The sequence below is a fragment of the Microtetraspora sp. AC03309 genome (assembly GCF_020826795.1).
Lineage (GTDB): Bacteria > Actinomycetota > Actinomycetes > Streptosporangiales > Streptosporangiaceae > Microtetraspora > Microtetraspora glauca.
Window position 1 is genome coordinate 42,668 of the sequence record NZ_JADDIL010000048.1, and the last position, 23,985, is coordinate 66,652.

14 protein-coding genes and 1 tRNA gene are annotated in these 23,985 nt (G+C 67.9%); 10 read left to right on the forward strand and 5 right to left on the reverse strand.

Annotated features, from left to right (window positions below):
* Positions 1–349 precede the first annotated feature (349 nt).
* The 5 genes from IMZ11_RS25915 (at position 350) to IMZ11_RS25930 (ending at position 14,840) form a co-directional block, all read left to right on the forward strand.
* A complete protein-coding gene (locus IMZ11_RS25915) occupies positions 350–3,631 on the forward strand; it encodes an AAA domain-containing protein (RefSeq protein ID WP_228645013.1) in 3,282 nt (1,093 codons plus the stop codon).
* A gap of 60 nt (positions 3,632–3,691) precedes the next feature.
* Positions 3,692–4,588: a phosphorothioated DNA-binding restriction endonuclease gene (locus IMZ11_RS25920; RefSeq protein ID WP_228645014.1), complete on the forward strand. Its 897-nt coding sequence runs from the start codon at positions 3,692–3,694 to the stop codon at positions 4,586–4,588.
* 660 nt (positions 4,589–5,248) lie between these two features.
* Positions 5,249–5,380 carry a hypothetical protein gene (locus IMZ11_RS45505; protein WP_255707102.1) on the forward strand — a complete coding sequence of 44 codons (132 nt, stop codon included), beginning with the start codon at positions 5,249–5,251 and terminating at the stop codon, positions 5,378–5,380.
* A 1,316-nt stretch (positions 5,381–6,696) separates the two neighbouring features.
* Entirely contained in the window at positions 6,697–12,798 is a 6,102-nt protein-coding gene (locus tag IMZ11_RS25925) for a hypothetical protein (RefSeq protein WP_228645015.1), read from the forward strand.
* Positions 12,795–14,840 (forward strand): MBL fold metallo-hydrolase, encoded by a 2,046-nt coding sequence (locus tag IMZ11_RS25930; protein WP_228645016.1) that lies wholly within the window; start codon positions 12,795–12,797, stop codon positions 14,838–14,840. Before IMZ11_RS25925 ends, IMZ11_RS25930 begins: the two co-directional genes overlap by 4 nt.
* 77 nt (positions 14,841–14,917) lie before the next feature.
* On the opposite strand, the gene IMZ11_RS25935 is transcribed toward IMZ11_RS25930, so the two are convergent.
* Positions 14,918–15,529 carry a transposase gene (locus IMZ11_RS25935; RefSeq protein ID WP_228645017.1) on the reverse strand — a complete coding sequence of 204 codons (612 nt, stop codon included), beginning with the start codon at positions 15,527–15,529 and terminating at the stop codon, positions 14,918–14,920.
* A 134-nt stretch (positions 15,530–15,663) separates the two neighbouring features.
* On the opposite strand from IMZ11_RS25935, the gene IMZ11_RS25940 reads away from it, so the two are divergent.
* The 3 genes from IMZ11_RS25940 to IMZ11_RS25950 all read left to right on the forward strand — a co-directional run bounded on the left by IMZ11_RS25940 (position 15,664) and on the right by IMZ11_RS25950 (position 20,067).
* Complete coding sequence (locus IMZ11_RS25940; RefSeq protein ID WP_228645018.1) at positions 15,664–16,185, forward strand: hypothetical protein; 522 nt, start codon at positions 15,664–15,666, stop codon at positions 16,183–16,185.
* A 163-nt stretch (positions 16,186–16,348) separates the two neighbouring features.
* Positions 16,349–17,863, forward strand: a complete 1,515-nt coding sequence (locus IMZ11_RS25945) for an OmpA family protein (RefSeq protein ID WP_228645019.1) — start codon at positions 16,349–16,351, stop codon at positions 17,861–17,863.
* 236 nt (positions 17,864–18,099) lie between these two features.
* A complete protein-coding gene (locus tag IMZ11_RS25950; protein ID WP_228645020.1) occupies positions 18,100–20,067 on the forward strand; it encodes a DUF6571 family protein in 1,968 nt (655 codons plus the stop codon).
* 86 nt (positions 20,068–20,153) lie between these two features.
* Here IMZ11_RS25950 and IMZ11_RS25955 read toward each other — a convergent pair whose 3' ends face one another.
* Complete coding sequence (locus tag IMZ11_RS25955) at positions 20,154–20,597, reverse strand: hypothetical protein (protein WP_228645021.1); 444 nt, start codon at positions 20,595–20,597, stop codon at positions 20,154–20,156.
* A gap of 87 nt (positions 20,598–20,684) precedes the next feature.
* Between IMZ11_RS25955 and IMZ11_RS25960 the strand changes: the two genes are divergently transcribed.
* The gene (locus IMZ11_RS25960; protein WP_228645022.1) at positions 20,685–20,978 is read left to right on the forward strand and encodes a hypothetical protein; all 294 of its coding nucleotides are present in this window, start codon (positions 20,685–20,687) and stop codon (positions 20,976–20,978) included.
* A 42-nt stretch (positions 20,979–21,020) separates the two neighbouring features.
* On the opposite strand, the gene IMZ11_RS25965 is transcribed toward IMZ11_RS25960, so the two are convergent.
* Positions 21,021–21,932 (reverse strand): hypothetical protein, encoded by a 912-nt coding sequence (locus IMZ11_RS25965; RefSeq protein WP_228645023.1) that lies wholly within the window; start codon positions 21,930–21,932, stop codon positions 21,021–21,023.
* Positions 21,933–22,327: 395 nt separating this feature from the next.
* Positions 22,328–22,402: transfer RNA gene (locus IMZ11_RS25970), tRNA-Val, on the reverse strand.
* Between the two features lie 517 nt (positions 22,403–22,919).
* On the opposite strand from IMZ11_RS25970, the gene IMZ11_RS25975 reads away from it, so the two are divergent.
* Complete coding sequence (locus tag IMZ11_RS25975) at positions 22,920–23,336, forward strand: SsgA family sporulation/cell division regulator (protein ID WP_061257083.1); 417 nt, start codon at positions 22,920–22,922, stop codon at positions 23,334–23,336.
* Here IMZ11_RS25975 and IMZ11_RS25980 read toward each other — a convergent pair.
* Positions 23,333–23,965, reverse strand: a complete 633-nt coding sequence (locus IMZ11_RS25980; protein WP_228645024.1) for a DUF305 domain-containing protein — start codon at positions 23,963–23,965, stop codon at positions 23,333–23,335. The two genes, IMZ11_RS25975 and IMZ11_RS25980, sit on opposite strands and share 4 nt — an antisense overlap.
* Between the last annotated feature and the right edge of the window lie 20 nt (positions 23,966–23,985).

Here is a 23,985-nt window from a genome sequence, read left to right on the forward strand (position 1 = left end):
TACGGACATCAGGGCGTCACAGCGTGTGGGGCGTGGCGAGCATGGCGGCCTCACCCCATGTCTGCGCGAGACCTACGGCCCGCCGGACGACCTGGCGCCCCGCGGATGCCTCCCGGTTCCTCGACCGTCACCATCCGAAAAGGTCATCCAATTCATATTTACCGGGAACCTTTCCGGCCATTACAACGGACCGAATATGCCGGAATCGGCATGCCAGCCGGCAAGAGAGCCGAAGCAGGTCATCACGTAATTTAGGCTCGCCTATCAGGAAAGTTGTTGATTGGGCCAGCGCGTCTGGCAACGTCAGGTGTCGCTCGTACGGAGGGGCCATTTGGGCTGGCGCGATGAGATGACCACGGCACTGAACGAGTGGATCGCGACGGAGGGAGGAAGTGGACGGGCGCCGCGCTGGCGACGCGTCGGCCCCGCACGTTCCACGGCAGAGCCCGGTGTCTTCGTGGTCGACATCCGAGGTTCGGAACTGAGTGCCGATCAACTGGACAAACTTCGCGTCGCAGGCGCAGAGGAAAGCAGCGTCAAGGGCGGCTTTCCCGCGATGGAAGCGACGGTCGAGGGGCAGCTCCTGCGGGTGCGTGTGGCGGAGTTCGCCCACCCTGCCGATCCCCACGTCTGGCGCCTACCGCAGCCGTCGACGTTCCTGATCACCTCGTTGAGAGACGGCATCGACACGCTCACCGATGGCGGTCTCGCCAACCTGCTGGCCCGTGGCGAGATCGGCGGGACCCTGTCGACGGTTCCGGCGCCGGCCGGGCTCCTTCCCGCCCAGGCGCAGGCGTACCGTGCCTGTCTCGGCGCCGGAGTGTGGCTGGTGTGGGGACCTCCGGGAACAGGGAAGACCCGGCTGCTGCAAGCCGCGATCGGCGACCTGATCGCGGCGGGTAAGCGCGTGCTGCTGGTCTCGAGCACGAATATCGCGGTCGACAACGCGCTGCTGGGCGTCATCAGAGAGCGGCGCCATCAGCCCGGCCAGATCGTCCGAGTGGGGCCACCGCACCTCCGAGAGATCGCTGAGAATCCGCAGGTCTGCTTGCCCCTGATGGTGCGGGCCCAGCTGGCCTCGGTGGAGGAGCAGCGGCGTGCGCTGGCCATGAACCTCATGGAGATGCGCCGCGACGACGAGCGGCTACGCCATCTGGAAGCACGGCTGACCCGCTTCGACGCGTCCGCTTACGACAAGGCCAGATCCCGGTTGCATACGCCCGGACTCGACACCCCGTCGCTCGTACGAGCCCTGAAGGAGTGCGAGCAGGCGGCGGAGTCGGGCACGAACGCCCTCGCCCACGCGCGACAGCAGTTCGAGGCGGCCCAGGCTGAGGCGGCAGAAGCGACGCCGTCACAGCACCAGTGGCAGCTGGTGGAAGCGCAGCGCCGGAAAGTGGCGGAGGTTGAGCAGGCCGCTACCCAGGCGGAGGGCGACGCTGTACTGGCTCATGACGCCTGCATGCGCGTCGAGCAGGAGATCGGGCGGCTGCGGCGGCCTTCGGGGAAAGTCCGGTGGTGGGACAGGAGCAAGCTGGCGGAGATCGAGGGCCGGCTCGCCAGGGCGCGGGCCATTCGTGCCGAACGCCGTTCCCATGCCACAGCCGCACGTACCACAGCTGAGCGCTTGCGTCAGGACACAGAGGCGGCACTCGCGGGGGTCGTCGCCCGCATCCCGTTCAGCCAGGATGAGATCCGTCGCCGTCAGGATGCCGAGCGCCGGGCTGTCGACCATCTCAACGGTCTCCAAGTGGCACAGCGGGAGACGTTGGAACGCCTTGAGAACCTGCGCCAGGCCGAGGTCGCCTCCCGGACCGCGGAGGGGCTTGTCGCCGAGTGCGACCGACACGGCTGGCCAGACCAGCACGCCGAGGCCGAGAAACTGCGTCGGCGTGCGGCCCAGGACGGCCCACGCCGCGCCGCCTTGGAAAAACGGCACAGCGAGGTGCAGGAGCAGTACGAAAGGCTGGCCCGTGACGCTCAGGGTGAGATCATCGGCACTGCCCGGCTGGTGGCCACCACGCTGGCCCGCTTCCGCACCAACAAGGCCGTCTTCCGGGGTCCCTACGACGTGGTGCTGGTCGACGAGGTCGGTGCCGCGACGCTGCCGGAAGTGCTTCTCGCCACAGCCAAGGCGTCGACCTGTGCGGTACTGCTGGGTGATTTCATGCAACTCGGCGCGGTCCTCCCCAAGACGATCAAGGAAAGCAACCGCCCGGATATTCGGCGCTGGCTGCTGCCTGACGTCTACGAACACTGCGGCATCACCTCAGCCGAGGCCGCCAGAACGCACCCCGGCTGTCTGGTCATGGAAACGCAACACCGGTTCGGCCCACAGGTGATGGAGCTGGCGAACCGGCTGGCCTACGGCGGCATCCTGAGAGCGGGAAGCGGGATGCGCCCACGTACGACGGAGGACCCGGAAATCGTCCTCATCAACACCGACAACCTGCACGAACTGGCCCAGATCCACCGTATGGGCCGGGGTGGGGGATGGTGGCCGGCCGGCATACTGCTCTCCCGGGCTCTTCTCGACCTCCACCAGGACGACGGCGAGACCACCGGGATCGTCACCCCTTATCGAGCCCAGGCCGAGGCCACACTGGAGGCGCTGCGCGACATCGAGCAGGGTGACCGCCGGCTCGCGGAAGTCGGTACGGCGCACCGCTTCCAGGGCCGTGAATTCCCCGTCGTCGTTTTCGACATGGTGGAAGAGAGGGACGGCCCGGGCATGTGGATGGCCCAGGCATCTCTACACCCGGACGCCGGACGGTCGCAGCGCGAAGGCGGACGGCTCTTCAACGTCGCCGTCACCCGGGTCCAGACCCGGCTCTACATCATCGGAAGCCGCGACCGCATCATGCAGGCTCGCCGGGGAACCGCGCTCGGCCACATCGCCGAGCTATACAAGCAACGGAAGATCCGGACAGTCGAAGCGACCGCCTTGATCTCGCCACCTACTACCGCCATGCCGAACCTGGGTCCCTTCGGCGCGCGGCTGGCCGACGTCCTCGCACGGCATGTGGAGATCACCGCGGTCGACGACGAGCGCTCGTTCTACGCGACCTTCAGCGCCCGTCTCGCCGAGGCGAAGACCTCCATCTGGTTATGGTCCCCCTGGGTCGCCGATCGCGTACGGAGCATCCTCCCTGTTCTGGAAGACGCGGTGGCACGTGGGGTTCACGTCACCGTCTTCGTCCGAGACCCCAGCGACACGCTGCAGCAGAAGCAGAGCTTCGCCGACTGCCTGGCGGAGCTGCGCGCAATCGTCCCTACGGTCGTCCAGGTCAACGTCATGCACCAGAAGATCGTCGTCATCGACGATCGTGTGGTGATGCTGGGCAGTCTCAACGCGCTCTCCCAAAGGCGGACCAGAGAGGTCATGCTCACCCTGCGCGGGGGCCACTTCGCCCGCAAGATCCTTGAACATGAGCACGCAGAAGACTTCAGCAGGCCGCCCCGCTGCGGTCGCTGCCAACAGACCAAAGTGGATCTACGACGGCGAACGGACGGCCGATGGTACTGGCGCTGTTACAACCAGAACTGCCCGGGGGGTTCAGGCAGGGGCGCGTGGACGACCGATGTGACCTTCTACGCCGCCGCGCACGTCAAAGCGCCTCACCCGCGTTGACCTCCTGGATGGACCGCCCTTCCACCTCATCGCATTAGAGATCACCATAGGGTGACGGTCATGGACTGGATCGAGCGCATCTCCAACATCCGGCCATGGAAGCGCAATGGCGAACGCGCTCCACACAAGCCGCTCCTGCTGCTCTACGCGCTCGGCCGTTTCCAACGCCACGGCGGCGAGCCGATCCCGTTCAGCGCAGCGGAACCCGACCTCAAGCGCCTGCTCAAGGAGTTCGGACCGCCACGGGACACCAGCCCCGGTTACCCGTTCCACCACCTGACCAACGACGGCATCTGGCTCGTCGACACCGTGCACGGCCCGGGGAGCCCTGGATCGGAACTTGGCCGCCTGCGTGACGCCCAGGCCTCCGGCCGGCTCCACCCCGACCTCCTGCGCGCACTGTCCGATGACTCCCACCTGGTCGTACGCCTCGCCCGGCACCTGCTCGACGCCAACTTCGAACCCTCCATGCACGCCGACATCTGCCTGCTCACCGGCCTGGACCTCGAAACGCGTGGCGCGGCCGATCCCATGGGCGTCCAGGCGCGTCCGGGGGTCCGGCGTGATCCCGCCTTCCGGGAGCACGTACTCATGGCCTACGAGTACTGCTGCGCCTTCTGCGAGTACGACGGATGGCTGGACGGCGCCCCCGTCGGTCTCGATGCCGCCCACGTCCGCTGGTGGGCCTTCGAAGGAGCCGACGACCTCGCCAACGGCCTGTGCCTGTGCGCGATCCACCACAAACTCTTCGACAAGGGCGTCCTCGGCCTGACCACCGAGCGGACCATCAGTGTCTCCGCGAAGTTCGTCGGCCGAACGTCGACGGCCAAGGAGATGGTCCTCGCCCTGGCCGAACGCCCCACCCGCATCCCGCAACCGGGACTGGCCCCCGTCGACGCCGCGAACATCGAATGGCACCAGCGCCAAGTCTTCCGCTCTCCCGCCCGTAATGGTTGACGCAAACCTCAAGGCTTCGATGACGCATCAGGTCGCGCAGAAACAACTACTTCCTCCCATCGACAGAACGGCCGCAGCCATCATCCGGCCACAGGCAGGTACCGGTTGCCGATCATGAACCAATGTCGCGCCGGAACGCGTGCACGACCTCGATCAGCCCGACGATGGCGGCGTTGAACTCGGCCAATTCCTGGGCCCGGACCTACATCGAGGACGTCCCTGCCGCCTGCCTGCTGTACACCGGGAGAGGGCGCCTCTGTCGACCCGGAAGCGGACGACATACCCGACGCCGGAGTGCGGGACGTTCCAGTCGCGGGCGATCTTGATCGCGCAGCCGCTGGCAGCGGTAGCCCCCGCTGCGGTGGCAAGAACCCGGCTCATACCAGGGCGAGACAGAGGCGGAGCCCCAGTTGCCAGATCGGTTCCTTCTTCCACCCCCGCCACCGTCAGACACAGTCCACACATGGATGGTCACAATCAGTGCCAAGATGAGACGGCTCACGAAGTGTCCGCGCACGTCGTGAGCCTTCCCATGCGCCGCCGTGGAGGATGTCGAACCTCGTGAATCACCCCTGGGCCATCTACCTACAGGCTTGCTTGGCCGTTCGGGTCCATCGTGCCCGCACCGCCCCTACGCGTGGCGCCTCAGCCGTCGAGTGGGTGATCATCACGGCCATCATCGCCGGAGTCGCGCTGGGCCTGGCCACCCTGATCAAAACCGTGGTGGAGCAGAAGCAGGTCGAGATCCAAGACAGCCTGGGCGGCGGCGAGGACACCCGACCTGCGACATGACGACCGCGACGCCGGCCCCTCCGCCTTCGGGCCCTGTCAACGACCGCACGACCCCCTTGCAGGCGCACCAAGTGACGCTGTTGTTCGCGCCGACTCGCCCCTGGCAGAGCTTGAAGACCCTGACCGATCCGAAGAAAGAACCGTCGGTGGCTCAGCCACCCTGCGGTGCCTGTAGCGACGTACACGATGGACGATGCCGTACGTGCTGGTCGCGAACCATCGCCGGACACCTCAGGGCCAGCGCCCACCCCCTGCCGCTGAAGCAACTCGGAGGCACAGCTCCGCCGTGCGCGGACAGATCGCGCGCTGGGCCGGGAGCGGCTCGCTTGTGGCCGTGACAGACGCGAGCCGTCGTGCGTCCTACGGTGGCATGGGTCACGTCGTCTCCGACGGCCGCTGGGGGGTGCACTCCGGGCATTCCGATCAGCGTGATCCGGGCGGACCGTCAAAGGTCCTGGTCATCGAACTACGAGCGGTCGAATTCCTGCTCGTGGACCTGGGGCCCGACACTCGGTGTGCCGAGATCCTCGTGGACAGTTCATCGGCGCGGTGACCTCTGCGCCGCCGGCAGGCGGGTGACGTGACCGCCATGCCGCCGGGCTACAACCTGCGGCCTGCAGCCACCGACCGCCGGCCGACGCCGGTGCGGCTCGCCGAACAGATCGCCACCACACCCGGCATCGTCATCGCGGAGGTCAAAGCCCACACCGGCCACCCGCTCAACGAAGCGGCCGACCGCCTCGACGAGATCGCCCGCCGTAGGGGAGCGGAGAAGTTCAACGTGCGTTTCCCGCGCCCATCTCGTGGTCGATGCCTTCCTCAGTGCCTGGCACGCGGACAACGCCATCGGCCGCACCCTCTGGCTTCTCCCCAACTTGAAGATCCGTATGAACAGCAACCCGCAGAACCAGCCCCCTTACGGCTACGCGCAGCCCGACGTGCCCAAGGGCACCAGGCTCACGGCCGTCGAGCTACGGGACTCGATCTTCTCGGGCGTGTGACCGCCTCTCTGAGCTGACCGGCGGCGCCCAAGCGTCGCCCGACTCCCTTCACTCTGGACTCAACGGACTCAACGGACTCAAGCAGCTCCTAATCGACATAAAACCCATCATGTCAAATTTTGGCTATTCGCCCATTAACAATGGGTTCCACAGCTTATGGTCCACCATGCAGCGATAAAAGAAAGGCGAGGTCGCATGCAGCGAAACTCCCCCCGCAATGACCCGCATAGTCCCCACACAGCCCCATTGGGCCATGTTCACGATTTGTCGGATTTCACGCAGTTCGATGTGATTCTGGCGGACATCACGGCCCGGGTGACTATCGATGATGTGATGTCGATCCGCCACTACCCGGCGCCGCTCCGCAAGGACATCCTGAGCCACGCCGGGATTCGTGACATGCGGACGATCACCAGGTCGGCGGCCACCGGCCTGGTCCGGGTCCTCCAGGGCAACGACAGGAGACGCCGCCGCTCGCTCACCTGCTTGCTGGGCTCGCCCGTAATAGCCGGGTTCGGGAACCACGACGAGATGACCCGTGAAGATTGCCTCTCGCTGCTGCGCCGCGGTGAGGCGGGCGAGGCCGGCGAGGCGGCGCTGCGCCGATCCCCCGGACTTCTCAATTCGCTGCTGGCCACTGGGACACTCCCTGACGCGCTCATCGATCTTGCGCTTGCCGACGTCTACGGACACGACATGCCGTTGTCCACGGTGGCGGTCGCCCTGCTGGTCGGTTCCGCCGAGCGGTTGGGGCCGCAGGCCGCGAATGCCGTCCGCTCGGCATGGCGGGAACTCCGGGACCTACATCCTGATCTCCCGGAAATCCCGGTGACGCTGCCGGAACTCCATGATGCCGCCGTACGGACCATCGCGGGAAGACAGCAGTACGTCCCCGCTGGCGAGCCCGACGCCACCCATGGCGATGAGGCGGGAGATCAGGAATCGGGATCCGAGCAGGAGCCCGATCGGCTTTCCGTCGAGGCTCTCCGCGATCGGCTCGACACCCTGCGCGATACGTTTGTGACGGCGGCGAGCGCCGCCGGACGCATCCAGCGGGCGCTGGCCGATGCCGCGCGCCCTCTCGACGAGGACGTCGACGCGGTCGTACGGGGAGTCCGGGATTTCGACGGCCTTCGGGGCGAACTGGAATCCATGGGCGATTCCCCGATCACTGAGCCGACGGCGGACGGTCTCCAGCGCACACTCGACCAGCTGGCGGCCACCGACGCGCGAGATCGTCTGATTCTCCCATTGGCCCAAGTCACCGGTCCGGCCCCACTGGAGGAGATCCTCCGGGAGGTGCGTGAGGCAGCGGTCATCAAATCCCCCATCCTTGAGCCGCTGGCGGAACTGATCCGGTTGGCCGGTGATCCCGATGCCGTCCTGGAGGTGTACGACCTGCAGGAACGCTTCCGGCAGGAGGCGCCCGCGCATTGGATGCCGGTGGCCACGGCCGCCGTGCAGGGGCGGTTGACCGCTCCGGCCGAGATCCCCGAGAGCGTCGTCACGGTGGCCGCGTCGCATCAGAACCCGGAGCTCCGAGCCGACGAACAGCCTGACCCGGAAACCGCCGCCGACGAAAACGGCGGGAACCAGGGAGACGAGGACGGCGACGGCGGCGACACCGTTCCCGAGAAAGAACCACCGGTACCGTCTCCCTCGTCCGGCGCGCAGGACGCGGCCGGAGCCGTGGACCACGACGAGTTGGCCGATCTGGACGCCTTCATCACCAGCAGGCTGGTGCGACAGTCGGCCCCCACACCCCCTGCGCAGACGGAAGCGAAAGCGGGGAAGGCTGCTCCCCCATCCGAGGGAGTGAATCTCCCCGCGGCGCGGCATGGCACGCCTGACCAACCAGCTCCGGCTCCCGTCGACGCCTCGCCTGCGGACACCGAGCCGATGGAGATCACAGACCGGGTGGCCGCAGCGGAAGCGTCCGCGCTGCGGGCCGGGCGGTTCGGGTTGGCCGCCTGGCTGCATGAGGCCGCCGGTCGACCGGAGGCCGAGGTGAACGCGCGGCGATGCGCCGCGATCGCCGCCGAGATGAGCCAGTTCGCCGGCCCGCTGTCGGCCGCGTTCACCGGATCGGCCGCCGGGCTGACCATGAGAGCACTCGGCAACGACACCGCCGGGCATCTGCTCGCCTGGGCTGCCGCCCTGCGCGCCGGACTCGTCCACCCGACGGCGGAGGTCTACCAGCTGTTCGACGAGCTCGCCCCGGTGTTCTCCCGGTACCCCGGCCTGACGGCCTACGGCGAGGCGTTCAGCAAGGTCGCCGAGGCCGGCGCCTATTTGGTGCCCGGCCTGTCGGGCCGGCTGTACGACGCCTCGCAGGCGGAGGAGCACCGGGCATGCGCGTCGGCCGCAGCCGACAAACTCCTCGAAGAGGGGCCGTCCCAGAAGATCAAATTCGCCCTGGCCTCCGAAGTGTGGAAGTCACTCCTGCAGAACCGCGCGGCCGGCCTGGGGAAGCTGCTGTCCCTGACCGCTCACGACGACGCCGCCCGGGTGCGGGAGGTCAGCCAGGAGCTGGACGATCTGCGTACAGGAGACGCGATCGGCCGGATGATCGACATGACCGCCAAGTCACGCCCGGCCGGCCGGGGGAACACGCGTATCCACTCCGGAGCGCGCGCGAAACTGATCGAAAAGATCAACAACGCCATGCAGCTCGCGGCGGACTGGACAGCGGCCGTCCACGAGATGGAATCGCTCCGCACCGACGACTCCGGCGTCTCCCGGGTGGTCAGGCACCTGACCGATCTGCGTGAGGCCGTCAACCAGTACCGCGATCAGGTCGAGGAGGAGCTGTCGCTCCTGGCGGGATCACCCGATCTCCTGGTCGCCGGGGCTGCGTCCGGCGCGGCCGCACTGATCCATGACACGCAGCGCCTGCTGGACGGTGAGCCGCCGGCGCAGTCGGAGCCGCTCCCCACGCATGTGCTCAACGGTGATCTGTTGCTGTTGTCGACGATCCGGATCGCCCCGGACACCCTCGTCCCGCCGGTGACGCCTTCCGTCGACAGCCTCCTCACGCTCTGCTCGGTCCCGGACCGCGACTGGCGCGCGGCCTTCGAAGCGCGCGCCGCCCTACGCGATCACGAGGGAACCCGGGCGCTGCTCGCGGTCCTCACGCACCGGAACCCGTCTCTCGCCGGCGAGCTCCGGATCCGCCGGGACAAGCTTGTGGAGTCGGCTCGGCATGACCGTGACGACCGGATCGAGGACCTGCACGACCGGATCGCCGAATGGCGCCGGGACGGCGTACTGCCCGAGGTGGCCGCCACCCGCTACTCCACCGCGCTCCAGGCCCTGGGCGACGACACTCGCGACGACTTCGGGGTCATCGCCGACGCGCTGTCCGAACTGGAGCGGGACGCGGCGAACATCCGCGGCAGCGAGATCGCCGCCGCCCGCGACCTCCTGACCCGGCTGAGTGAGGACAACGCAGACGTCGCCGCCGCGCGGAAGCTGATCCGGGGCTACATCGAGGCGGGAGATCTGACCACGGCGCGCGAGTCCATCGCGCAGGTCACCGAAGGAAAGCGGCTTCCCGAGACCTCCGACACGGTGGATCACCTGGAGCGGTTCTTCCCGGGCTTCCCTCAGGCGTTCGAGGACGTATCCGCCCAGCTGAAAGGGCGGCAGCGTGGTGCGGAATGGCTGCAGAAGCTGCACGACGCGCTCAGCACTGGCCGCGAGATCGCCGACCCCGACCTCAACGGGCTTCTCCTCCGGACCGGCCTGTCGGTGACCGGCATCCTGCGCGGGCGGCGCGGCGTGGCGGAGAACGGCCTTCGCCGGTGGCAGATCCTGGCGCGGGGGCCGAAGACTGCGGGCAACCTTAAGTCCGCCGTCGCCGAGGTGCTGCAGATGATCGGTCTGGAGGGAGAGCAGGAGTCACCGCGCGAGGAGCAGAACCGGCTGTGGATCACGCTGACCCAGGTGCGCCGCATCGGTGATTCGCCGTTGCCGGGCTTCGGGTCCCGGATGAGCCCGTCCGGCGACCGGCTCCGGCTGCTGCTGGTGTGGAAGCCGCCGGGGCCGCAGCAGGTCATCGAATGGCTCAAGGATCAGCCGGAGGACCAGACGGCCCTCGTCTTCTACTTCGGCGTACTCTCCGCGGAGCAACGCCGCCAGCTGGCGGCCCTGAGCCGTAGACGCCCCGCGCCGGTGGCCGCGCTCCTCGACGACGCCATGATCGGCTATCTCGCCTGCCTGCCGGACGCGAACTGGGCGACGGCGGTGAGCCTGCTGGCACCGTTCACCGCGGCGAACCCGTACGCGCCGACCGGCGAGGTGCCCGAGGAGATGTTCTACGGGCGGCAGGACCAGCTCCGCGAGGTCACTGGGAGGACCGGATCGTCATTCGTGTTCGGCGGCCGTCAACTGGGCAAGTCCGCCCTGCTGCGCGAGGCCGAGCGCGAGGTCCGCAAACGCGACCCGCATCGGAAGGTCATTTCTGAGATCATCCAGGACATCGGCAAGCTGGCCCCGGTCACCGCGTTGTGGCCGATGCTCGCGGAGAAGCTCGCCAATGCCGGTGTCCTGCCCCTAATCGCGGCGTCCTTCAGCGACCCCAAGGAGATCTGCCGCCGGGTGCGGGAGTGGATCGACGAGGACGACACACGTCAACTGCTGATCTTGCTGGACGAGGCCGATGAGTTCCTGAACAAGGACGCGCGGGACGCCTCGTTCGCCAACGTCATGGCGCTGCGCAACCTCATGAACGAGACGAACCGCCGGGTCAAGGTCGTCTTCGCGGGGCTGCATCAGACCGCCCGCTTCCAGAGCCTCCCCAACCAGCCTCTCACCCATCTGGGCACCCCCATCGCGGTCGGGCCGCTCGAACCTCAGGATGCCTACAACCTGCTCACCAAACCGCTGGCGGCGCTCGGTTTCCGCTTCCCCACCCGGCTGGCGGCACGGGTCATCGCCGAGGCGAACAACGCTCCGGCCCTCATCCAGCTCTTCGCCGAGGCGCTGCTCACCCGGCTGCGCCGGATCTCCACGCCGAACGCGGCGCCGCCGTACGAGATCACGCGAGAGGACGTCGACGCGGTCTGGCGGGACAACAAGCTGGCCCGTGGATTCCGTGACCGGTTCGAGTGGACCTTGAACCTGGACAAGCGCTACAAGGTCATCGCCTATACCGTGGCGTTCCACGCGCTCAACGAAGGAATCGACGTCACCCTCACAGCCAACGAACTGCACAGCGAGTGCCAGGAGTGGTGGCCGCAAGGGTTCACCGACTCCAGCAGCGACGGTTTCCGCGGCCTGCTGGAGGAGTGCGTCAATCTGGGCGTGCTGGCGGCGGACGGAGAGCGTTACCGGCTCCGCACCCCGCACATCCTCAACCTGCTCGGCGGAGCCGAGGAGGTCGAGGCGGTGCTCGACCAGGCGGAGTCGTTCGAACGGCCGGACTCCTTCGACGCACAGTCCTATCGCGAGGCCTACAAAGGGCACGGCGAACGCTCGCCGCTGACCGGCAGCCAGGTGACGCGCCTGCTCACGCCCCGCAATGTCCTGCATCTGATCGCGGGCTCCCCCGCGACGCAGATCAACCGAGTGTCCACCGCCCTTGAGGACGCGGCCGCCAGACACCGGCAGGCGCAGGTCCTGCGGGTCGGAGCGGGCGGTCTCACCTGGGAGGGAGCGGTAAGTCGCGCCGAGCAGAACTCCGACCACAGCATCCTGATCGTGGACCTCACCGACCAACCGCCCAGAAAGGCGATCACCGTCGCGCGTACCGCAGCGAAGGCGATCACGATGCCGACCAACGGCACACTCGCGGTCGCCCTGATCGCACCTCCCGAGCACGCGTCCGAGTGGCTCACCGCCGGTCGCGGCCCCGACCCGGCGTACGGCAGGGCGAGTGAGTTGATCGGCACCGCCGAACTGATCGAGTTGCAGCGGTTCAACCGACCGTCCGTCCGGCAGTGGATGCACGAGGCGGGGCTCGGCTTCCAGGACGAAACGAGCCAGGACGCCCTGCTGCGCGTCACCGGGGGGTGGCCGCTGCTGATCAGCAAGGTGATCAGCGCGCTGACCGGCAGCGCCGACCGCGACCACGCCCTGGACGCCTGCCGCTCGTACCTTGAGCGGGCTCCGGAGGAGTTCGTCCGATCGACCGGCGTACTCTCCGGCAGGGCGCTCGGAGCCGCGTGGCACACACTCGTCGAGGCCGACGCCGCCGAAACTCCTGACACGCTGGCCGAGTTGCTGGCCTGGACCGGGCAGGATGACGAGACACATCCGTTGTCCGAGACCGGACTCCAGGAGGAGGGCTATCTCTCCACCGCGGGCCTGATCGAAGTACTGCGGATTCTCGGCGCGGTGGTGGATCAGGGAGACGGAAGGATCCGCCTGGAACCCGTTCTCCTGCAGACCACCCGGCGGATGGGATTCGCCGGATGACGCCGGACCCGCTGCTGCCGGTCCTGCGTGCGGCGGCCGAAGTGTTCCTGTCCCGGCCGGGCCTTGCGGGACAGGAACACGACGTCGAACGGTTTACCGCCGAACGGCGCCAGGTGATCGTCGATGCGCTGCTTGCCGTACCCGCGTTTCGTGACCGAATCCGGGAGAGCCTGTACCCACCTTCCGACCAGCCGGACTCGTCAGCGGTCGCCGCGCTGGTGCTGCACTCGGACGCCGATGTCGTGCGGGCCGCACTCCGGCTGGTGGGACAGTTGGACAGGGAGAACACGGCCCGGCAGACGCTTCGCAAGCGATACCAGGACAGATTCCACGACCTCAAGGGCAAGCTGGAGACGGCGAGAGGGCGTCACGAGCACGCCGTCGCGGCGCTGCGGAACGCCAACGCCGCGCTCGCCGACGCGGAGAAGCGAGCCGAGGAGCTGGACATCCAGTTGTCGGCTCTGCAACGCCGGCTGCAGGACCCGCGAGCCACCGCGTCCGGTCTTCTGGGGCTCCTGCAACGACCGGCCGATTCCATAGATGAGGGACCGGAAACCCGGGATCCGCGCAACCGTCGATCCGCACCGCCGGAGCAGCCCGTTCCTCTCATCAAGCTCGCCGCCGACGCCGCAGGCATCGAGACTGACGCCCTCGTCTCTGCCCTGCAGGCGATTGTCACACCACCCCGGAGATCCTCCGGCCACCCCGTGATGGGCATCACCCGGGAGCGGCGTCTTCAGGTGCATCCACTCGGCGGTGCGACCGAGATCGGCGGATCCTGCCTGCTGATCGAGGCCGGGGAGACACGTCTGCTGATCGACGCTGGACTCCGCCCCGGCGACCCGGCACTCCCGCCACGCGACATCGCCCGGGCCCTGTCCGGGTCGATCGATGCCGTCGTGGTCACCCACGCGCACACCGACCACTGCGGTTACGTCCCTGCCCTGGTCGCACGCCACTCGGACCTGCGCGTCATCGCCACTCCGGAAACCACGGCCCTGATGCCCCGCATGTGGGCCGACTCCGCCAAACTCATGGGGGAGCGCGAACGCCTTCACCGCCGGTGGGGTGCGGACGGTGAGGCGTTGTACCAGCGCGACGCGGTCGAGGCCGCCGCGCAGTGTTGCGAGGAGGTTCCGTTCGGCATCGCACGCAGAATCGGCGATGTCACAGTGGAACTGTTTCCCTCCGGGCACATCCTCGGTGCGGCAGGCGTCGTGGTCCGGGCCGGAGAACAGCGCGTCGTCGTCACCGGCGACATATCCGGGTTTCGCCAGGAGACAGTAGACGGATACGCCATCCCGGACTCGGCACGCGACGCCGACCTGTTGATCATGGAGTCCACCTGCTGCGCCGAGGAGCACTCCCCACGTGAGGTCCGCGTCAACGACCTGGTCCGGGCCGTCGAGGAGGTTTACACCGCGGGTGGGCGCGTCCTCATTCCCGCGTTCGCTCTCGGCCGGGCCCAGGAACTGGCCCTGATCATGCGCGACCGGCTTCCACATGTCCCCGTGCTCATCGACGGCATGGCCGCGGACGTCGCATCGTCGTTCGAGCGCATCACCATCGGCCGATCCGCGCCCATATGTGTTTTCGGTGGGGGCGTGGCCCGTGCCAGACGCCCCGAGGACTTGGATGTGTTCACCTCCGGCGTCGTGATTACTACGTCGGGGATGCTGACCGGAGGCCCCGCCGTCCAATGGGCCGCTCGGATCCTGCCCGACCCGCGCAGCGCCCTGTTCCTATCCGGCTACCAGGACGAGGAGTCAGGTGGCGCCAGGCTGCTCAGGCTGGCCGAGAAACAGGCGGCCTCCATCTCACTCAATGACCGTGGTGTCGAAAAGCGCATCCCTCTGAAGGCGCAGATAGAGATGATGCGCTTGTCCGCCCACGCCGACAGGCGAGGGCTCCTCGAAATCGCGGATGAGGTCGGAGCTCGCGAAATCATGCTGGTCCACGGTCTCCCGCATCGCCAGCGAGGCTTCGCGAAGATACTGGAAGTCCGCGGCCACAAGTCATCAGAAACCGGCTATTGGCGATAAATACATACATCTCGCCCCCTGCGTCACCGCCGAGGCGTATGGAAGGGACTGAGCCTCTTGGCCGGATGAACGAACGGTCACCGGAGCGCGGCCCAGGGTGCGCCTGCTCGTCTTGTACAAGTCACGCAGCGATAGCGAGCGGGCCGGGCCGGGCTTACGTCTACGGCCGTGAGCCACGAAACTGGCCGCCGCGGAAGAACCCCTATCCGCACGAAGCCGCGGTCGGACAGGCGTTCACGGGCGCGGGACAGCCGGCGGCGGTTGGCCCACCTGAGTCGGTGGCGCGCCCGCGCCTTCCGCGTTCCTAGTGGGGTGACCCGCTGGCGCACCGAGGTGAGCGTCTGGTTGGCCAGGCGGACCAGGTGGAAGTGGTCGACGACGATGGTGGCGTGCGGCAGCGCCTTTCTGATCGCTGTGCGGTAGCAGGCCGCCAGGTCGATGACCACTACTTGGGCGGCGGCCTTCCACTCCGGGCCGCGATCATCGAGCCAGTCGACCACCGCCCGGCCGGTACGGCCGACGGTCTGGCCGAGCAGGGCGCCGCGTCCCGTGCCGAGGAACGCGAAGATCAGGCTGGTCAGTTCGCTGTCGCCTGCCCATGACGTCTCTCCTGGGTCGTGTTCCAGACCTGAACGAGGTCCGCGAAGCGCACCCGGATCCGGCCATCTGCCCGCCGCCCGTTGGCACACTCACGCTCGGTGACGAGTACGGCTATCTGCCGGGAGTCCCGGCCGGGCGGCGAAGCGGCGGGATCCAAGCTCACGTCGGCGACGCCCAGGTCACTGAGATCGCGCCGTAGGTCGCAGCGGCTGGATGCCCGCATGTGCCAGCCGGGACGGCCGCCCTCGTCGGGCTCGTGCTGCGCCCCGACGGCAGCCGATTCAGCGGGCCCACGCTGCGGCTGATCCCGCACGCGCCGCTCCGCTGCGCATCGAGCCGCCATTACGCCGCTGGGAGTTCCACCACGCGGAATCCACCGACGGGGCCCTACGCGAGCAACCCCGTTCCCCTCAGCGAGAACAGGGACCTTGCGTTCGTCTACCACTGGATGACCATCCATCACACGGCCGACCCTCTCGGCTACGACGCGCAATCGGTACGCGACACGCAGGCCAAACAGATCAACGAGAAAAAGTCGGACATCGCATATCACTTCCTTGGTGGACCGGATCCGGGTGGTCGACGACGGCCCGCCGGCGGGGCCGGTGAGCCGGTGCACTACGACGACGTCCGCGGGGATTTCCTCTCCGTGGCGGCGGCCAAGAGCATCGAGGCCTCCTGGGACCACACCCCGGACAGGGGCGGGCGGTACGCCCTGATACACCTGCCGGCCGTCCTGGTTTGACAATGATAAATAACTATATAACAGACATTATGTAACAAAATTCGCGATACGGATAATTCTTTTCGCCCAATAGCGCCATATCTGATATATGGCTTTTGTGGTTTTACGAAGCATTGTCCGAGCCGCGCTCCCCCTCACACTGCTTCTGGCGGGGTGCGCGACCGTGCCCGGCACCGGGCAGCCGACCGCCACTCCACCGTCCGCACACCCCTCCCCGACGCTTCCCGGGCCGTCCGGCTCCGCCGCGGACACCGCTCCCGCCCTGGGCACGCTGTACGGCGACGGATACTCCGGCGACTACGGCTCCGCCAGGATCGACGTGATCGGCCTGGAGCGCACCGCGCCCGACGCGGTCACCGCCAGATATCGGATCAGCGCCGGGCAGGACAACCGGCCGGTGGTCCTGGAGGGCCTGCGCGCCCAGGGCCTGGCCGGTACCACGCCCTATGACGAGAGCCGCGCCTTCTCCGGGTTCTTCCTGCTGGACGACCTCCGTTTCGCCGTCTACCACCCGATGAAGGAACGGGACGTCGACAGCAGCGCGCACTGCCTGTGCAGCTACCCGGAGTACTTCGCCAAGGCGACGTCGGGCAACCCCGTCCTGTTGTGGGCGGTGTACCGCGTGCCGCCGGAGACGACGAGCGTGGCGGTCGGTTTCCAGGGGGCCGGGCTCACCGCGCCGCTGCCCATCGCCGCCGCCGGGACCGGCACCCCGCTGGAGGGCGAACCGGACTCGGCGACGATCGGCGCGTACTTCCCCAACACGGCGCCGCTGACCACCCGCCAGTACGGCCTCGTCTCCTCGGTCTCCGAGGACGCCGAGCAGGTCGAGATCGTACTGAACACCGATGTGCTGTTCGAGTTCGACAAGGCCGCGCTCACCGCCGCGGCCCGGGACGAACTGCGCCGCACGGCCGGGCGGATCGGTACCGAGGCCACGGGGACCGTGCAGATCACCGGCCACACCGACGACGTCGGCTCCGACGCGTACAACCAGAAGTTGTCGCTGCGCCGCGCCGAGAGCGTCCGTGCCGCGCTTGCGGCGCTGCTACCCGGCGCGGGGGTGAGCTTCCACGCCGAGGGCAAGGGGGAGACCCGGCCCGCCGTCAAGGGCCACTCCGCCGAGGACCGGGCCCGCAACCGCCGGGTCGAGGTCGTCTTCCACCGCCGCGCCACCCCCGCGGCCACGCCCTCGCCGGCGGCTCCGACCGCGACGGACCCGGCGGCCACGGGTTCGCCCGCCGCGCCGATCGCCACCGCCGAGGGGCTGCGCAAGCTGACCGGCCTGGAGGCCGACGTAGTGGAGCTGCGCCGGATCAGTTCCCGTGCCCTCATCGCCACCGTCGACTTCCGGAACACGGGCACCGGCGAGGTCAAGCTGGAGGAAGGTGCCTGGGACCCGGACGTGGACCGGATCAGCGGGGTCTACGGCCACAAGACCCAGTTCTTCTGGCTCACGCTGTCCGACTCGGCGCAGACCCGGTACTTCCCCCTCACCACACCGGGCAACGACGACTTCGTACGCAGCTGCGTCTGCTCGGAGAGCGTGTCCGCCAAGCTCGGACCCGGGAAGCGGATCCGGCAGTTCGTGCTGCTGACCGCCCCGCCCGCCGAGGTGACCACGGTGGACGTCCACCTGTACGGGTTCACCCCGTTGAAGGGACTGCCGGTCAGCTGATCCCCCGGGCCCTTCCGGGGCCGCGGCGTCTCCGGGCGCCGCGGCCTCCCTGGTTCCCGGCTTTTCCGTCGTGCCGGGTCATCCGGTGTGTGGCGGCGCCAGTACGTGCCGGTCGGCGCTCGCCCCCAGGCCGGCCAGGAGCTGCACCACCAGCAGCAGGCGATGACAGCCTCCCGCGCAGAGTGTCCTGATCTATCGTGACAAGACAGGACGTGCGGCGGAGGGGGACGGAACCGATGCCGACAGGAACGGGACCACTGTCTCCGGACTACAGCGGGATCGATCCCGACCTGATGCACGGCTTCATCGCGGCCCTGGAACACGGCAGGGATGTGATCGGCGAGCAGTCCGAAAGGATCCGCCAGTTGCTCGTGGCGGCCGAACTACCGACAGCCGGCCTGCAACCGATCAAACAGATCCAGGGCTGGATCGACGATGAGCTACCCATACTGCGCCGCCGCAACGACACCATCCAGGCGAACAACGCGCTCGCCTGGGTCCCCGGCGCGGGCCTCCTTCCCTACAACGAGCGCGACGTCCGGAGTTCCGAGGAGTCCCGGCAGAAGGGCACGGCGCTGGGCAAACGCGCCGCCGAGCTCGGCCCACCCGGCTTCTTAACCGGCTACGACGACAACCAGCGAAGCATCCGAGTGATCGACGAACTGGATGCCAACAAGGACGACCCCGACTTCACCGCCGCCTTCTTCGCGGCCCTGGGCACGAAGGGCACCCTGGAACTCCCCTCGACCCTGCGGCGGCAGTACCAAGGTCTCATGACCGACGATCCGATCAGGCCCGACGAGAGACTGCTCCGCATCCTCAGCGAGGCCTTCGGCACCGCGGTCACGGGAGGTTCGGCCGTTCCCGGGTTCGCGAAGATCCGGGACAAGGTCCAGTCCTCCTCCGACGACTGGGACGAACGCGTGGGCGCGGGCCTGCTCCTGGGCGCCGGGAAGTTCCCCACCGGCTGGCTGACCGGAGCGATCGCGGCACGAGGAGGACTGACCGATCCGCGAAAGGCCGGCACCGGGGTCATTCAGGCCCTGGGCAACAATCCCGCCGCCGCGCGGATCGCCATCGGAAAGGCCATCGGGCCGTACACGAAGGACCAGTCCAAACTGAAGGAGTTCATCAAGCAGTTCAACGAGCGCGCCAATGACGACTACACGCCCGCCGACAAGGTCAATGCCGGCCTGTTCGGGCGACTGCTCGCCGCCGCCTCCGGCGCGTACGACGAGCAGGACGGCAAGCACAGCAAGGAATCGGCCGTGTTCGCCTACACCGTGATGACCATGATGCCGGACCTGAAGATCGGCGATGGGGCCCGCGTGCACCTGGCGGAGATCGCCGGCGCATACGCGACCGAGATCACCGAGGGCGCGAACATCGGCGACGCGAACATGACGAAGCCCAGCGCGCTCACGCCCACCACGTCAGCGCTCGGCCTGACCTCGGCGTTCCGGCTGAGCCCCAAGGACACCTACCGCTTCCTCAAGACCTTCGCCGACTCGGCCGAGCACCTCGCCCCGTTCGACGACGCGATGGGCCGGTTCTCCCAGCGCCTCATCGCCGACGCGGCAGCCGAGGTCAAGCGGACCGGCAAGGTCAAACCCCTGGACGACGTGCTGACGACGCTCGGGAACGTCCGAGGCTTCGAGATGGGCGCCGCCGAGAAAGTCCAGGGCGATCTGGACACCCTCGACGAGCAGAGCAAGAAGGTCCGGCAGTTCGTCGTCAACTCGGCTATCGGCGTGACCGGCCTCGCCATCCCGGGCATGGGGGGCCAGGTGTTCTGGCTGGCACTGAGCACCGGACTCTCGATCGTTGACACGTTCGGTCCGGAGGATGAGAAGCGGACCGACGGTCTGCGCAAGGAGGCCGCGATCGCGACACTCGGCCGCCAGCACACGCTCGCGCTGGCCCTCATGGCGAACGGTTTCACCCCGAAGGTCACGCCTGCCGAGTATCAGGCGTCCTGTCCGCCCGGTGTCGCCATCGCCGATGCGAACGGCGACCTCAAACCCTTCGCCGAACTGATCAAGCAGGGCAACGCCGGGCTGGAAGCGTTCGAGAGATGGGCCACCGCCAACGGCCTGGGCAGCGACGATGAACTGTCAGTCGGCGGTCTGTCCGTTCTCCTGGCCGACTCGTTCGAGAGCCGTACCGGCAGGGGCAAGGAACGCGCTATGGCATACGACACCTGACGACGGTCCCCGCGGCGACGGAGTCGCAGCGTCACACCATTGCGACCGCGGAGGGGCTATCGATCACGCGTGGCTATACCGCCGGCTCACGAGGTCGGGAGACATTCGGTCTCGCCCCGAACCTTGTACTGCCCGTTGGCCGAGGACTCCAGAAACAGCACCGTCCGGTACTCCTTGTTGGCGACCGTGACGGCGGCACCGCCATGATCTTCGATGATCCGATAGGGAGCCACCCGGGTCAGCGCACCATTCAGCACGTCATTGAGCACGCCGGGCTCGCGCTCCGGCGCGGCGTCTCGGGCGGTGGCGGCGAAGGTTCTTCTGGCCTTGCCCTCGCCACAGGGAATGTCACGTCCACCTGGGTCGGTGATCTTGACGTCCAGGACGTGACCCTCCTTCATCAGCTCGGTGATGTGGCGCTTGAGTGTCTCGCCCGCCTGGGCGGCGGTGGGGCCCCTGTCGCCGCACCCTGACACCGCCAGCAACGCCGCCGCGCAAACCGTGACACCAAGCCGTACGAGACGTGCCATGAAGTCCTCCAGAACGCTGGCCGACTTGCGCTAGATCCCATAATGTCCAATTGATCGGCCCGGCGTACCCCATCAGCAGAGGGACGTATGAGTCAGCCCCCGGAGCAACTGGTCCCCAACCCGCGCCGCCAGGCCCTGGAACAGACGCTGGCCGAAGTCAGGACGCGGCTCGCCATCCTGGAAGCCGCGCTCGACCCCGCCCACCGCCAGTTCACCGGTCAGGCCGTCTGGGTCGGCCTGGAGGCCCGGCGGTTCGCCGACGACCTCACCGCACGCCGCGTACGGCTACGCCAAGCCGCCCGGGCCATCGTCGCCACCCTCGAAGATGAGATCCGAGCCACACCGGCGAAGATCCCGTCGCCCGCCGGGCGCTTCATGTGACCATACGCCAGCACCTTTACGACGTAGATCAAATCGTCGCGTTCAGCGCAGCGACGTCTCGTGCAGCACCGGCAGGCCGGTGCCGGAGTCCAGCAGGAGCCGGTCGCCCAGGGGCTTGGCAAGCGTGACACTGGTCCGGGCCCCGATGAGCTCCAGCGTGCAGGGTTTACCGCTGTCTTCGAGATCCACGTCGACCACCACCAGATCGTCGGTCTCGTAAGCACGGGGGCCGTGGATCTTCTCGCACCGGCCGTGGCCGTACTGGAGGAGAAGGTCCCGAGGTCTCGCCGGGTCAAGGTCGTAGCCCATCACCTCCTCGTACTCACCCTCCCGCTGGGCCGGGCGGGGAGCGATCGCGGACGGATCGACCGCCACCCGGCCGAACCTCTCCTTGACCCCCTTCACCGTGAAATACCAGACGGGCACCCGGATCCTCCCCCGGCTGGTGCGCAAAGGCGCGTCGCCCAGCTCGGCTCCGGTGACGTGCAGGGTGGTGCAGCCGCGCGGCGGGCACTCCTCCTCGATGAAGTCGGCGGGCCTGCTCAGCTGCGCGTACGCCGTCGCCGCCGCGACCAGCGGAACCGTCAGCGTGGAGCCGTCCGGCCAGCTCAGTGACGCGCCGCGCGGTGATTCGGCGGGGAGAGCGACGTCGAGGGCCCACACGCCGTTGTGCGCGCTCAGGGACACCCAGTCCGGAATCCGCTGCAACGGCGGCGGGATGTCGGGGCCCTCCAGCGGGACGAAGCCGGTCCGCCACGCGAGGTCGTCCTTGGACCCATGCCAGCGGTCCACCACCTCACGGGCGCGGTCCTGGAACTCTCCCGGCGACATACGCCCGCCGAGGCCGCACGCGGACAGCAGCAGCAAGAGGAGCGCACAGATCACCGCGCGTGCGACGGCCGCACACGCGAAGCGGGGCGGCGGGGAAGCGGCCGGCGAGACGGACATCGGCATCCCCGGAGCGTACGGCAAAAACGATCAAGCGGCGGGCAGCTCCGGCCACGTCCTCAGTCCCGCCAGAACGCCCCCTCGCCCGCGTCAACCAGCCGCTCAACGGGCGGCCCGAGGGTGTCGTCGGCGTCGCCCCCGCCGGATGCCGTCTCGGGCAGAACGCGCATTCTCGGCCGCCAGCGCCATCGCAACCCGCGGTTCAGCCACTTCTCGGTCCTGGATGGGAGGGCGACAGTCGGACAAGCATCGACCCGCGAGAGATCGTCAGATGCCAAGGAAGGCGGCTCCCTGACGGTCCGGGATGGGACATGACGTCTGGTCCCGCGGTCCAACCACGGTCCAGAAACCAAAAGGCCGGAGCCCTGATCTCGGGGTCCGGCCTCTGAACTGCATCGATGTGGTGGGCGATACTGGGATCGAACCAGTGACCTCTTCGGTGTGAACGAAGCGCTCTCCCGCTGAGCTAATCGCCCGGGATGATCGGCCCCTTGCGGCGCCGACGGGGAAAACCATACCGCACTCGAAGGGGTCCTGGCGAAGCGAACGGACCACCCCCGGACACACCACCCCGACAACCTCTGCGTCGTGCCGACCTCATGGCCACCGTCGGCCGTCGAGATCACATCCGGTCCCCGACCTCAACCGAAACGTTTCCAGTCGGACCGGCAGGAGGGTGCCGTGTTGTCATAGCATCGTGATGCCCCAGACTCGACCCATACGCACCGAGCTAAGATCGTTTGTACCGTGCAAGACTTCGCCATGACAGTCGGAACGACACGCAAAACCGGCGCCAACATGCGCCTGTTAGCGATGTTTGGGCAGGTAGATGCTCAAATGTCTACCTGTGAGATGCGTTACAGAAGGCCCCGGAAGCGGAATCTCTCCTACGGGTTTCTTCGTTCGCGTACATAGCTTCGCGGGCGAGAGTGAGTCCGTGAGAGCAGTTGCAAGCCCCTGTGAGGGGACCCGACACGAAAGGTTTGGCTGACGATGAACAGCACCACCGTCACTGCCGAGCTGGGCCTTCGACTTGTGGTCCCCGACCGTACTACCGTGCCCCTGCTCGCCGGGCTCAGTTACACGGCCGAGGACCCTTACGCCATACGCATGGCCTTCCATGTGGGGAACGACGAACCGGTCGAGTGGATCTTTGCTCGCGAGTTGCTGACCGTCGGCATCGTCCGGCGTGTGGGGGAAGGAGACGTCCAGGTGTGGCCCGCCCGTTCCGACGGCGAGCGCACGCTGAACATAAGTCTCACCTCTCCGTTTGGACAGGCTCTGTTCGAAGTCCCCCTGGCTCCGCTGACGCAGTTCCTGCACCGCACGTTCGAACTCGTCCCCGCCGGTCGTGAGACCGACTTCATGGACCTGGACGACGAGCTCAGCAACATGCTTTGGAGCTCCTAACCCAGGATGCGCCTCATGCGGCCGATCTCGGCCCGCTGCCCCGATACGACGTCACGGGCCATCTCCCTCATGAGCCGGTCCGTGCCGTGGCGCAACTCCTCCCCCGCCATCCGCACCGCGCCCTCGTGATGCCTGATCATCAACCGTAGGAACAGGCTGTCGAAGGCGGCGCCGCGCGCGCCGCGCAGTTGGTTCATCTCCTCCAGCGTGGCCATGCCGTACTCGCTCTCGCGAGCATGAGCGTGTACGGCCGGCGCGGGACGGCCGAGGGATGCGAGCCACGACGTCATCGTCGTGATCTCGGGCCCCTGGCTTCCGGCGATGCGCTCCGCGAGCGCGGTCACCGCGTCCCCCGCCTCCCTGGCCCCGGCCAGTCCGGCCATCTCCAGGGCCTGCCGGTGATGCGGGATCATCGCCTCGGCGAAGCGCACGTCCGCCGCCGCGGCCCGCGAGTCCGAGTCGCCGATCCGTTCACCCGGCGTCGCCGTACGGGCCCGCCCTCCGGGAGAGCCCGGCACCACGACGGGCGCTCCTGATCCGGCGACGAAGGGCGCGGGGCGGTCGGGGGACGGCTCCTCCGCGGCGCATCCGCTCACCGACATCAGCGCCGAGCCCAGAACTGCCAGCACAACTGTTACCAAAGCGCCCC

Bases quoted from the DNA above. Each gene is read 5' to 3' on its own strand.
- IMZ11_RS25915 (WP_228645013.1), top strand. From the start codon at position 350: ATGACCACGGCACTGAACGAGTGGATCGCGACGGAGGGAGGAAGTGGA.
- IMZ11_RS25920 (WP_228645014.1), top strand. From the start codon at position 3,692: ATGGACTGGATCGAGCGCATCTCCAACATCCGGCCATGGAAGCGCAAT.
- IMZ11_RS25930 (WP_228645016.1), top strand. From the start codon at position 12,795: ATGACGCCGGACCCGCTGCTGCCGGTCCTGCGTGCGGCGGCCGAAGTG.
- IMZ11_RS25950 (WP_228645020.1), top strand. From the start codon at position 18,100: ATGCCGACAGGAACGGGACCACTGTCTCCGGACTACAGCGGGATCGAT.
- IMZ11_RS25955 (WP_228645021.1), bottom strand. From the start codon at position 20,597: ATGGCACGTCTCGTACGGCTTGGTGTCACGGTTTGCGCGGCGGCGTTG.
- IMZ11_RS25960 (WP_228645022.1), top strand. From the start codon at position 20,685: ATGAGTCAGCCCCCGGAGCAACTGGTCCCCAACCCGCGCCGCCAGGCC.
- IMZ11_RS25965 (WP_228645023.1), bottom strand. From the start codon at position 21,932: ATGCCGATGTCCGTCTCGCCGGCCGCTTCCCCGCCGCCCCGCTTCGCG.
- IMZ11_RS25975 (WP_061257083.1), top strand. From the start codon at position 22,920: ATGAACAGCACCACCGTCACTGCCGAGCTGGGCCTTCGACTTGTGGTC.